Source organism: Marinobacter mobilis (assembly GCF_900106945.1).
Lineage (GTDB): Bacteria > Pseudomonadota > Gammaproteobacteria > Pseudomonadales > Oleiphilaceae > Marinobacter > Marinobacter mobilis.
Genome location: NZ_FNNE01000005.1, coordinates 115,176 through 127,456, shown reverse-complemented (window position 1 = coordinate 127,456; position 12,281 = coordinate 115,176). Strand labels below are relative to the sequence as shown.

General features: G+C 61.3%; 9 protein-coding genes. 4 read left to right on the top strand and 5 right to left on the bottom strand.

Features of this window, described 5'->3' with window-relative positions; all coding sequences use genetic code 11:
* Position 1: 1 nt before the first annotated feature.
* From BLV11_RS09210 to BLV11_RS09195, 4 genes are all read right to left on the bottom strand, one after another.
* Complete coding sequence (locus BLV11_RS09210; RefSeq protein WP_091812820.1) at positions 2-829, bottom strand: uroporphyrinogen-III synthase; 828 nt, start codon at positions 827-829, stop codon at positions 2-4.
* Positions 810-1,763, bottom strand: coding sequence for a hydroxymethylbilane synthase (gene hemC / locus BLV11_RS09205; RefSeq protein WP_091812818.1), 954 nt, complete (start codon positions 1,761-1,763; stop codon positions 810-812). The genes BLV11_RS09210 and hemC overlap by 20 nt, the downstream gene beginning before the upstream one ends.
* Before the next feature lie 86 nt (positions 1,764-1,849).
* Positions 1,850-2,602, bottom strand: a complete 753-nt coding sequence (locus tag BLV11_RS09200) for a LytR/AlgR family response regulator transcription factor (RefSeq protein WP_091812815.1) — start codon at positions 2,600-2,602, stop codon at positions 1,850-1,852.
* 23 nt (positions 2,603-2,625) lie between these two features.
* Positions 2,626-3,705 (bottom strand): sensor histidine kinase, encoded by a 1,080-nt coding sequence (locus BLV11_RS09195; protein ID WP_091812813.1) that lies wholly within the window; start codon positions 3,703-3,705, stop codon positions 2,626-2,628.
* A gap of 166 nt (positions 3,706-3,871) precedes the next feature.
* Between BLV11_RS09195 and argH the strand changes: the two genes are divergently transcribed.
* A complete protein-coding gene (gene argH, locus BLV11_RS09190; protein ID WP_091812811.1) occupies positions 3,872-5,269 on the top strand; it encodes an argininosuccinate lyase in 1,398 nt (465 codons plus the stop codon).
* Here argH and BLV11_RS09185 read toward each other — a convergent pair.
* Complete coding sequence (locus tag BLV11_RS09185; protein ID WP_091812809.1) at positions 5,266-7,692, bottom strand: EAL domain-containing protein; 2,427 nt, start codon at positions 7,690-7,692, stop codon at positions 5,266-5,268. The genes argH and BLV11_RS09185 overlap by 4 nt on opposite strands.
* A 188-nt stretch (positions 7,693-7,880) precedes the next feature.
* Here BLV11_RS09185 and BLV11_RS09180 point away from each other — a divergent pair, with 188 nt between their 5' ends.
* The 3 genes from BLV11_RS09180 (at position 7,881) to lysA (ending at position 12,275) form a co-directional block, all read left to right on the top strand.
* Positions 7,881-10,742, top strand: coding sequence for a class I adenylate cyclase (locus BLV11_RS09180; protein WP_245725974.1), 2,862 nt, complete (start codon positions 7,881-7,883; stop codon positions 10,740-10,742).
* Between the two features lie 64 nt (positions 10,743-10,806).
* On the top strand, positions 10,807-10,980 hold the full coding sequence (gene lptM / locus BLV11_RS09175) for an LPS translocon maturation chaperone LptM (protein WP_091812805.1): 174 nt from the start codon (positions 10,807-10,809) through the stop codon (positions 10,978-10,980).
* A gap of 44 nt (positions 10,981-11,024) precedes the next feature.
* Entirely contained in the window at positions 11,025-12,275 is a 1,251-nt protein-coding gene (lysA, locus tag BLV11_RS09170; RefSeq protein WP_091812802.1) for a diaminopimelate decarboxylase, read from the top strand.
* The last annotated feature ends 6 nt before the right edge of the window (positions 12,276-12,281 follow it).

The window sequence follows — 12,281 nt, the reverse complement described above, 5'->3', positions numbered from 1 at the left end:
CTTACTTGCTTGGCTTGTCAGCGTATCCGGGCGGGATGGCCCCGGCGGTAACCGCAAAATACTCGGCGACGGCGGTAATGATCCCCTGATCGGTCAGATTCCGGGGAATACAGGTGTGCCGAAACCCCAGTTCGCGGGCCTGATTCGCCACCCGAGCTACCGGGACCACCAGCAACCGTTGGTAAAGAGTATGGTCACTATTCTGGCCCAGTGCGATGAAATTGTTCAATGTTTCCCCTGAGAGTAGCACCACTGCCTCGGGATCAAAACTGCTCAGTACAGAGGGCAGTTGCTGTTCTGCCCGGGCAGGGCACTGCCGTCGGTACAGCTCCAGGGTGGAGACGTCGGCGCCACGCTGACGCAAGGTGTCCTGGAGCAGCTCGCGGCCTTCCTCTCCACGCACCAGCAGGACCCGTTCTCCGTCGACCTGGTTCAGTGCAGGCATCGCCAGCAGGGCTTCGCTGTCAACGCCGTGGGCTGGCCATGAAGGCGAGAGGCCGCCGGTTTCCAGTGCCCGGGCGGTTCCGGCACCGACGCCATACCAGCGGATACCAACCGGAGGCTGTGGCCACCAGGTGTCGATCACCTCGAGCAGGCGGCGGGCGGCGTAAGGGCTGACAGCAATGACATGGTGAAACTGATCGAGGTTCTGCACCAGAGTACGCTGTTGTGGCGTCTCCTCCAGCGCTACCCGCTCCAGCAGGGGCAGTGCCCGGGCTGCGGCACCAGCAGCCACCAGACTCTCCGTCAGGCGGCTGGCTTCGGGCTCCGGGCGGCAGACCAGGATGCGGTGGCCGCTCAGTGGGAGATTACTTTGGGGTGTGGCCATAGATGTCGGCCAGAATGCGGCCGGCTCCGAGGGCCAGCAGGTCTTCGGCCAGCTCCTTGCCAAGGCGCTCACCCTCGGCACGGGGCGCACGGCCTTCGACCCGGTAGATTTCCTTGCCATCGACGGAACCAACCAGTCCACGCAGCCACAGGGTGTCGTCTTCAAGGAGGGCGTAGGCCGCAATGGGCACCTGGCAGCCACCTTCGAGGCGACGGTTCAGGGCACGCTCGGCGCGAACCCGGTCGGCGGAATCCGGATGATTGAGCGGTGCCAGCAGGTCCATCAGTTCCTGATCGTCAAGGCGGCATTCAATGCCCAGCGCACCCTGGCCGACTGCGGGAAGAGACAGTGCGTCCGACAGCTGGGTGCGGATGCGGGCGCTGAAGCCGAGTCGTTTCAGACCTGAGCTGGCCAGGATGATGGCATCGTATTCGCCCGCGTCCAGCTTGGCCAGCCGGGTGTTGACGTTGCCACGCAGGGTGCGGATCTGCAGGTCCGGACGGGCGGCCCGTAACTGGGCTTCCCGGCGCATGCTGGCGGTTCCGACGACTGCGCCCTGAGGCAGTTCATCAAGGCTGCTGTACTGGTTGCTGACAAAGGCGTCGGTGGGGTCTTCCCGTTCACAGATGGCAACCAGCCCCAGCCCTTGGGGAAACTCCATCGGTACATCTTTCATGGAGTGCACCGCGAGGTCGGCGCGGCCGTCCAGCATGGCTTCCTCGAGCTCTTTTACAAACAGACCCTTACCGCCGATCTTGGCCAGCGGCACATCGAGGATTTTGTCGCCCTGAGTCTTGAAGCCAATGAGCTCAACCTTAATGTGGCTGTGCAGACGCTCCAGTTCGGCCTTGATGAATTCTGCCTGCCACAGGGCGAGGGCACTGTTACGGGTGGCGATGCGAAGGGTGCGTGGGCTAGGGCTTTGTTGTGACATGCTGTTCTGGTCGATCCGGTTGATAGCTGAAGTTGCACAAGGTTAACGCGTTGGCGCTGAAATGTCCCGCCGGGGCAGACCGACTTTCAGCCAGATTCGGGGCGGTGTTCTTCGAGCCATTCCCTGACTGAAGCCGTGTGTCGACGGCTGACCGGCAAGGGGGTGCTGTGGTCTCTCAGATGGACAAACCAGTGGCCTTCGCCGTTGCGGGTCAGGCTCTGGATGTGGCGAACGCCGACCAGGGTATGGCGGTGGATACGAAGCAAGTCACCGCCAAAGCGGTTTTCCAGTTCCTTGAGGGTGTGGTCGGTTACGCTCTCACCGCGGTTATGGTGGATGGTGACGTATTTCTGGTCGGCCTCGCAGTAAAACACCTGGGCGAGGTCGATGAGTTCGGTGCCACGGTGACTGCGGATGGCCAGTTGCCCGGCCTGTTCCTGTTCTTGTGCCTGGATCGACTGCAGTTGCAGGCGGTTGACCCGGCTGGCCCGGGTCAGGGCGTCAGCGAGCGCCTCCCGGCGCACGGGTTTAAGGAGATAGGCCACGGCCTGAACTTCAAACGCGGTGATGGCGTAATGATCATAGGCGGTACAGAAGATGATGGCGGGGGGGTTCTCGAGCGTGCCCAGCCGTTCAGCGGCCTCGATGCCGTCCGTTCCCGGCATGCGGATGTCGAGCAGCACCACGTCCGGAGACGTCGCGGCAGTGAGCGCCAGTACCTCGTCGCCATCCGCGGCTTCGGCACAGACGCTGAAATCCGGCAGCTCGTCTATGAGCCGGCGGATTCGCTCCCGGGCCAGCGGTTCGTCATCGGCAATGAGCACTTTCCTTGGGGTCATGGGGGGTCTGTCCTTGTCAGAAGTCAACGGGTGCGGGCCCGGGACGGAGCCGGCACGGTTTGTCTGGGTAGCCGCAAGGTGACGGTGTAAATGCCGTCATGATGGCTCTGCTTCAGCACCGCCGTCTCCCCGAACAGAGCCAGCAGGCGAGACTGGATGTTGTCCATTGCCATGCGGTTTCCGCTGTGCCGGCGCTGGTCTTCGCCTGGCTTCGGGTTCTGCACCAGAATGTACACCGAGGCGCCGCGGCGATAGCCTTCGATGCGCACGGTGCCGCCCTGTGGGTTGGGCTGGATGCCGTGGTAGATGGCATTCTCCAGCAACGGTTGCAGGGTCAGCGGTGGAATGGCCTGACGCTCCAGGCCTGGGGCGATCTGCCAGTCGAGCTGTAGCCGGTCGCCAAGGCGCAGGCTCTCGATCATCAGATAACGGCGGCACAAGGCCAGTTCTTCCTCCAGGCTGATCAGCCGGTCCTGGGTTCGCAGGCTGGCGCGGAACAGTTCCGACAGATCCAGCACGGCGTCTTCCGCTTGGTCCGGCCGAGTGCTGATCAGGCTGGCAATGGTGTTCATGCTGTTGAACAGAAAGTGGGGCTGAATGCGGGCCTGCAGGGCGGTCAGGCGGGCCTGCATTTCGGCCTGGCGTTGTTGTTGCCACTGGGACTGCAGGTAGAAATAACGCAGCACCATCAGAGTGATGATTGCCGCAGCCAGCAATTTTTTGCCGATGGCCTGCCAGCCGGTAATGCCGGGGTCCGGGTTCAGCACGTTGTCGGCGAACAGACTGAAGGCAAACACGTCGAGCAGCACCAGTACGGTGATCACCGAGCTGGCTCGAGCGGTGGTCAGCTGGCTGAGCCACGGCCGCAGGGTGCAGATGAGGGCGGCGCTGGTGAGCACTGTCCACTGCACGAACAGGGACAGCAGACCGAAGTAGTTCCAGTCGATCCACTGGTTGGCTGATTGCATTACCGCCAGAAGAAGGACCATCAGTTCGCTGGTGACCAGCAGCATAAAGACCGCGCGTACCCGGCACAGGTCAGGAACGAAGAACTCTGTGCGGTCAGTCAGGGGTTGCCCGGGGGCCGGCGGTCGGTTTGGCATGTGGTGATGGTTGTCCTGTAATCGTGTCCTGTGGCGATGGCTGGCCGAGGCCACCCCTGAGGGTGCTATAATCCCCCGATTTCATCCATATCCGCAAACCATGTCCGCAAATAGGGAGCCGTGAATATCTCCTGGATGCCGGGCTGTCAGCAGGAAAGAGTAGACCATGACGGATTCAAACAAGACCTCCGAAAAACCCTGGGGCGGTCGCTTCAGCGAACCGACGGACGCTTTTGTCGAGCGCTTTACCGCCTCTGTGGGCTTTGACCAGCGTCTGTACCACCACGATATTACCGGCTCCATTGCCCACGCCACCATGCTGGCGGAAGTGGGGGTGCTGACTGCTGAGGAAAAGCAGCAGATCATCGACGGCCTGGAAGCGGTCAAGGCTGATATCGAGGCTGGCGAATTCCAGTGGTCTGTCAGTCTCGAAGACGTGCACATGAACATTGAGGCGCGCCTGACCGATCGTATCGGCATCACCGGTAAAAAACTCCATACCGGACGTAGCCGCAATGATCAGGTTGCGACTGACATCCGTCTTTACCTGCGCGATGAGATCGACGTTATTGCCGAAGAACTGGGTCGTCTGCGCAACGGTCTCCTGGATCTGGCCGAGCGCGAAGCCGATACCATCATGCCCGGTTTTACCCACCTGCAAACCGCCCAGCCGGTTACCTTCGGTCACCACCTGCTGGCCTGGTACGAAATGCTGGTGCGTGACGCCGAGCGTCTCCAGGACTGTCGCAAGCGGGTCAACGTGATGCCGCTGGGTGCCGCAGCCCTGGCGGGAACCACATACCCGATTGACCGAACCATCACCGCGCGCCTGCTGGGCTTTGACCGGGCCAGCGAGAATTCCCTGGATTCTGTCAGCGACCGGGATTTCGCCATCGAGTTCTGCAGTTTTGCGGCCTTGCTGATGACCCACCTGTCGCGGTTCAGCGAGGAACTGGTGCTGTGGACGTCTTCCCAGTTTGATTTCATCGATTTGCCGGACCGTTTCTGTACCGGTTCGTCCATCATGCCGCAGAAGAAAAATCCGGATGTCCCGGAACTGGTCAGAGGCAAGACCGGGCGCGTCAATGGCCACCTGATCAGTCTGCTGACCCTGATGAAGAGCCAGCCGCTGGCCTATAACAAGGACAATCAGGAAGACAAGGAACCGTTGTTTGACACCATCGATACCGTCAAGGGTTGCCTGAAGGCCTACGCCGATATGGTGCCGGCCATCACCGCCAAGGTCGACAACATGCGCGAGGCCGCCAAGCGTGGGTTCTCCACGGCGACCGATCTGGCGGATTACCTGGTCAAGAAAGGGGTGCCGTTCCGCGATGCCCACGAAATCGTCGGCAAGGCGGTGGCTTTCGGTGTCGCCGAACAGCGTGACCTGTCGGAAATGACCCTGGCGGAACTGCAACAGTTCTCTGACATCATCACGGACGATGTGTTTGAGGTACTGACCCTGGAAGGTTCAGTTCAGGCCCGTAACCACCTGGGGGGCACCGCGCCAGATCAGGTGCGTGCAGCCGTCGGCCGCGCGCGGGCGCAGTTGGCAGGTTAAACGCCGGGCTGACTGACATCCCACTGCACCGGCGCCAGAGCTTCCAGCGGCTGGGGCTTGTGCAGGCGGTAGCCCTGGCCGAAGTGCAGGCCCAGGGCGCGAGCCTTACGCAAGGAATCGTCGTGCTCGATACCGGTGGCGATGGTCAGCTTGCCGGCACTGCTGGCGATCTTATGCATCGCTTCCGCCATTACCAGCTGTATCGGGTCCTGGTGTAACTGTCCGGTCAGGGCCTGATCCAGCTTGATGATGTCCACCGGCAAGCGGGCGGCCAGGGTGTAGCTGCTCACTGAGGCACCATCAAGGGCAACGCGGCAGCCCAGAGCATGCAGGGTGTCGCAAAGTACGGCCACTTCATCCGGATACTGGATGGCATGGGCCTCGCGGATTTCCATACAGAAACAGTCTCGGTTGAAACGGCTGCTGGCGAGTGCATCCTGCAGGAAATCGCCAAAGCTGTCGTCCAGCACGGTGGCCAGTGACAGGTTGAAGCCGCAGTATTTCAGGCGTGGCTCCAGCAGTATGTGGTCACTGAGCCAGGCCAGGGTCTGGCGTATCACCTGACGGTCGAGGCGTTTGGCAAGGTCAAAACGCTCCGCAATCGGCAGGAAGGTCGCCGGGAGTATCCAGTCGTCGCTCTCCTCAATGCCGTTTAATCGTGCCAGGATTTCGATGTGGTCGCCCCAGGTGGCGCTGGCCACAGGGCGAAGCATCTGGTAAGCCAGCTGTATCTGGTTGTTGTCGAGGCTGTGCTGCAGGTGCGCCAGCAGTTTGCGGGCCTCGCCTTCGCGCAGCGCTTTGGAATCGGCGCTGGCCGCATGCAGCCGGTTACGGCCGGCCACCTTGGCGGTATGGCACAAGTCAGCGGCCTGCGCCAACAGCTGCTCCGGATCTTCCGGAAGCCGCTCCCCGAGTATCAGCAGGCCGGCACTGGCGGTCGTGCTCAGGTTTTCGCCTTTCCATTCAAAATCAAATCCCTGGATCAGCTCAAGCAGGTGCCTGGAGACCTTGCGGGCTTCGCTGTCGGAGCAGTTTTCCAGCAACAGGACGAAGGTGTCGCCAGCGAGGCGGGCCAAGGCATCCCGTTGCCGGACCTTGAGCCCGAGGGCGTTGGCGAGTTCGCGCAGGTAGCGGTCACAGATACCATTGCCGAGGCTGTCGTTAAACTTGGCGAAATGGTCTAAATCGATATAGAGCAGCGCGCTGGACGGCAGCTCGGTCTGCTCCAGCAGGCGACTCATCCGTTTGACCAGTTCGCGCCGGTTGAGCAGGCCGGTGATGGGGTCGTGGGTATTGAGATAGTTGCGGCTACCACTGGTGCGAATCCGCTCGGTGATATCCCGCGCCACGTGCACGGCGCCGATGGACTCACCGTCCGGGCTGTTCAGCTTCTGGTAGTGGACTTCATAGACCTGGGCGTTGTCCCGTTGACTGGTCAGCGGCATTTCAACGGCAAAACCATCCCGTTCAAAGGCCCGGTGCCAGAGCCGCTCCATCAGCCTGCGTTCATTGGGGAATGCCTGCAGCTGGGTGCTCAGGCATTGGCCGACAACCGGCAGGCGGCCGAAAGCCTTCTGGAAATGACGGCTGTAGGCCTCGTTGCAGCACAGCAGTTTCAGTTCTGTATCGACAGCGGCCACCAGGTCCGGGGTGGCACCCACAATGGCGGCGAGCAGCGTGCGGGCCTGGTGTGCCGCCTGCTCCTGCTCCATTTCCCGGCTCTGGTCCACCAGCGTGCCACCGAGCTTGACGATCTGATCGCCGGACCTGATCGCACGACCGGTCAGTCGCACCCGGCGAATACGCTGGCGGCTGGTGATCAGTTCAAAGGTGATGGCAAACGGTTGGCCCCGGGAGATGCAGCGGCGGATCAGCGCGCGCACCCTGGTTTGTCGGGTCTGGCAGTAAAACAGCGCCTGCTCCGGGGTGATGTCGGCGTTACTGCGGAGCTCCATAAGGTTGTAAATCCCTTCGCTCCAGCTGACCCGGTTGGTGTGCAGGTCCAGCTCCCAGATACCGAGCTCGCCGCTGGCTTCGACCAGCTGCAGCAGGCGGGGGTCAAGGGACTGGCTTTCGCGCATGACAATCTGGGCGCTGGCGGGCTGGTCCGAGTCTTTCTCTTCCAGACGCAGAGCAACCTCGGCGGTGAAGAAAAAACCGTCCTTGTGGCGCAGGGTGATGATGACAGGCTGGCCGCTGCTGAAGCGATGGCGCTGGCTGCTGGAAAACGGATCGTCCTGGCGGGCGGCGACAATGCGGGTGATGGGCTGGTCAATCAACTGCCGGGCATCGTGGCCGAGCACCGCCTCGGCGTTACTGTCGGCGTGAGTGATCACGCCCCGGTCATCTACCCGTATCAGAGTGCGGCGGCCTTCGCCCTGGCCCGATTCGGAGCGATAGCGCCGGATGAAGAACTCTTTCACGTATTATTGCCCCTGCTGGGTTGGACAGCCTGTCCAGTGTTACAGTGCTATCCTTGTTGTTCCAGGTCTGTCATGCACGGGCGCGAGATGAGACAGCGGTCTTTACGACGATCACTGTATTTACCCCATCGCTCCCCGGACATCATACTGATATTCAATCGAGAATGAACCTTTCCCACGGAGCCCCTGTGCGTCGCCATTCGCCCGCCATTGCCTTTGATTTCGATGAAGGTATCGACCGTAAAACCCTGCGCCGGCTGCGGGATCGCTTCGTCGCTCTCAACCGCCAGCGCTGGGAACGGGCACGCTCGGCACTGGCCTATCGTCAGCAGGTTGTACTGGAAATCCTGCCGCTAGTCTTTCACCTCAACCATCCTGCCCTGCCGGGGTACTCCGAGAAGGGATGCCCCTTCGGACTCGGTGAATACCAGCCATCTGACGAAGCCCTGGCGGCAGCGCGACGGTTAGCCTGGACTTTCAAGTACCGTGACAACGGCAAGCGCAAGCCGGACCTGTCGGCGGTGTTCCTGATGGGCAGCCCGGGTTCGCTCGGTCACTCGGTCGCCAGTGATCTGGATGTCTGGCTGTGTCACCGGCCGGACTTGCCGGAGACGGCGGTTCGCCTGCTGGAAGAAAAAGCGGCCAAGGTATCGGCATGGGCGGCTTCACTGGCCGTTGAGCTCAATGTCTTTGTGTTTTCAGCTGATGACTGGCGTCAGGGCCGGCAGCAGGCTGAAGTGACCGGCGAGAACTGTGGCAGCGCCCAGCATTACCTGCTGCTGGACGAGTTCTACCGGACCGGTATTCACCTGGGTGGCTGTTACCCCATGTGGTGGCTGGTGCCGGTGGCGGATGAACACCGCTATAACCACTGTGTTCGGCAACTGGTGGACTGCCGCTTCATTCGCGCCAGTGAGTACATCGATTTCGGCGCCGTGCCGCGGATTCCGCGGGAGGAGTTTCTCGGCGCCGGGGTCTGGCAACTGTACAAGGGCATTGATTCGCCCTGGAAATCCATCCTCAAGCTGCTGCTGATCGAATGTTACGCCATACATCCGGACCAGGAGCCGCTGGCGCTGACCTTCAAGGCGGCGGTTTATCGTGGTGAAACTGACCCTGACACGCTGGATCCCTACATTCAGCTCTATCGCCGCTTGGAACAGTGGTTTGTCCAGGCGGATTCTGCGGATCGACTGGAGCTGGTGCGGCGCAGTCTTTACCTGAAAGCGGGGTTTCCGTTGAGCCGGAGCGGGGCCAGCGGCGATCAGTGGCGAGCCCGTCTGCTGCGGGAACTGGTCGTTGGTTGGGGTTGGGATCAGGCGACCCTTGGGTTTCTGGACAATCGTCAGGCCTGGCGGGTTGAAGATGTCATGGGGCTGCGGCGCAGTGTGGTCAGTGAGCTGACTCACAGTTACCGGTTGTTGTCCCGGCTTGCCCGCAGCCAAGGCAATGACAGTGCCATCAGTCATCGTGACCTGAACCTGCTGGGGCGAAAGCTGTACGCGGTGTTTCAGCGTAAGGCGGGCAAACTCGAGCTGATCAACCCCAATCTGGCGCCGTCGCTGGCAGAGGAAAACCTGTCGTTCTATCACCAGTCTGAACAGGGGGGCAGCGGGGAAGGGTGGTTGTTATACCGGGATCTGGAAAATCCGTCAGATGCCTATTGGCAGCCGGTTATTCGTCGTTCCGGCAGCCTGGCGGAGCTGGTGTTGTGGTGTCAGTGTAATGGTCTGCTCAACCGGTCGACCCGGCTGAATGTCCGCGCTGGCACAACCTCCGCCAGTGTCGCGGAAACCCGGGAGCTGCTGGAGGCGCTGGAGGACAACCTGCCGTCACCGATTGGACCTCCGGGACGGGAGGCGCTGGAGCAGCCTGTCCGACCGTTGAAGATCCTGCTGCTGGTGAATGTCGGCCTTGATCCCCAGGCGCGGCTGACCGAACGTGGTCTGCACAAACTCAGTGCCCGTAACGATTCCCTGGGATTCAGTGGCGGGCGCGAGAACCTGGTGCACACCATTGATCAGGTCACTTTCAACTCCTGGTGTGAAATCAGCCTGCAGCATTATGCGGCCGGGGATACCCTGATCCAGAGCCTGAAAAATGTACTGGCGGCCGTGGCTGAGGACCCTCGCTATCCGCCGCAAGTGGTGGTGCACAGTCACAGCTCCGGGCATGGGCACGGCATCGCCCGGCGCTTGCAGGAGCTGTTTGCCGACGTGGTCCGCCAGTTCTTTGCCGGAGGCCGCGGGCCTCACCCCTTACGTTATGTGATTGAGGTCGATCGCCGTTACTTCATTCTCCAGTTCAATAGTAAGGAGCCCGGCTTTACGGTGGTTGACGGGCTGACTGGATTGCTGGAACACCTGCGCCGGCCCCAGAGTGAATATACCCCGGTAGTCGTGGATCGTTATGCCCTGGCAAACGAGGGGGCGTTACGATGTGTCTTTGCCAGCAACGAGCCTGGGTGTGTGCAGGTGTTCTACCTGATCGTGGGAAAACATGCGCAGCTGTGGCTGCTGGACGAGACCGGGTCGCTGTACCACTGGCAACGGGATTGCAGCAGTCGCCGTCACCTGCTGACACCGTTACTGCGTTTTCTGGAAAACCTGCTGGAGCGGCGCCAGTTGCGCCAGAACCTCAACAGCCCATTGGCCACCACCGATATCCGCTGTTACGAGCTGGTGGCCAGTCAGGGGCGCTGGCAAGCAGAACGCAGGGACTTTAATACCGACAATATTCCGCTCCATGGCTTGCAGGTACAGGCCGTCGGGATGGCCGACGGTGAGGGCCAGATTCGCTTTGATATCTATTGCGATGAACAGGAATTCCGGGCCGAGGACTATGGCGTACGGCTGATTCCAGCGGTGGCCCATTACATCCACTCGCGGCGGAAATCCGGTGAGATCTATCCGGTGTATCTCACGGATCTGAATCTGCCCCATGACCTGGATCCCCAGTCCTATCACCCTGATTTACCGACCACCCAGTATCTCCACCACCGGGAAGAGCTGGAACGTGCGCTGAACCTTGCCCTCAGCCGGCAAGGCTGATCTCGCCCCCTACCGCTGCTGTCAGGTATACTCGTCGGTTATTGCAACCAGAGGGTAGTTGTCCATGGGACATCGCGTGTTTTTTATGGCTGTACTGATGGCCGCCCAGTTGCTGGCAGGGTGCGGTCAGAAGGGACCGCTCTACCGGGACTCAGGGCTCGCAACGGCCGCGACCACCGAGGTTTCGGGCACCCCGGCCGAGCGCGACGATGAGCAAACGCCCGCAGACGACAACTGATCGTCGGACGTGACAGCACCCCTTACCTATTGTCAGGATTACGAATGGATTACTTCAATTACCGCAGCGGCGAACTGTACGCAGAAGGCGTACCCGTTGCCGACATTGCTGCCCGTTTTGGCACCCCGGCCTATGTGTATTCACGGGCCACTCTCGAACGTCACTATCGTGCCTACGATGAGGCCCTGGCTGGCCGTGAGCGGCTGATCTGCTATGCCGTCAAGGCCAATAGCAACCTGGCGGTACTGAACGTGCTGGCTCGCCTCGGGGCGGGCTTTGATATTGTCTCAGCGGGCGAGCTGGAGCGGGTTATCCGCGCCGGTGGTGATCCGGCGCGAGTGGTGTTCTCCGGCGTGGGCAAGCAGCCCTGGGAAATGCGCAAGGCGCTGGAAGCCGGGGTTCACTGCTTCAATGTGGAATCCGATACCGAACTCGACCGCCTCAATGAGGTTGCCGGTGAACTGGGTGTCCGCGCGCCGGTGTCACTGCGGGTAAACCCGGATGTTGATGCGGGTACTCACCCTTACATCTCCACCGGTCTGAAAGAGAACAAGTTTGGCGTGGATATTGTCCAGGCACCGGAGATTTATGCCCGGGCCAACGCCATGCCTCATCTTGAGGTCATCGGAGTCGACTGTCACATCGGTTCCCAGCTGACCAGTGTGGAGCCTTTCCTGGATGCCCTTGACCGGGTGCTGGCTCTGATCGATCAGCTCGCTGAGCGTGGGATTCGCATTCGCCATCTGGATATGGGCGGCGGACTGGGAGTCCGCTACGACCAGGAACAGCCCCCGGAACCGGCGGAATATGCGGCCCGGCTGCTCGAGCGCCTGGGTGATCGGGAACTCAAGCTGGTGCTTGAGCCGGGGCGCTCCATTGCGGCCAACGCCGGCATTCTGCTGACCAAGGTGGAATTTCTGAAGTGCACCGAGCAGCGTAATTTCGCGATTATCGACGCCGCCATGAATGACCTGATCCGCCCGGCCCTGTACAGCGCCTGGCAGGACATTGTGCCGGTGGTTCAGCGTGATGATATCGAAGCGAAGCCCTGGGATCTGGTGGGGCCGGTGTGTGAAACCGGCGATTTCCTCGGCAAGGATCGTAACCTGAGCCTGGCCCCCGGGGATCTGCTTGCGGTGCGCTCCGCCGGTGCCTATGGGTTCGTCATGGCCTCCAACTACAACACCCGCAACCGTCCGCCGGAACTGATGGTGGACGGCGACCAGGTGCATGTGGTGCGACGTCGGGAAACCCTCGACGACCAGTTGGCGCCAGAAAGCTGCTTGCCGGAGTGACAGGTC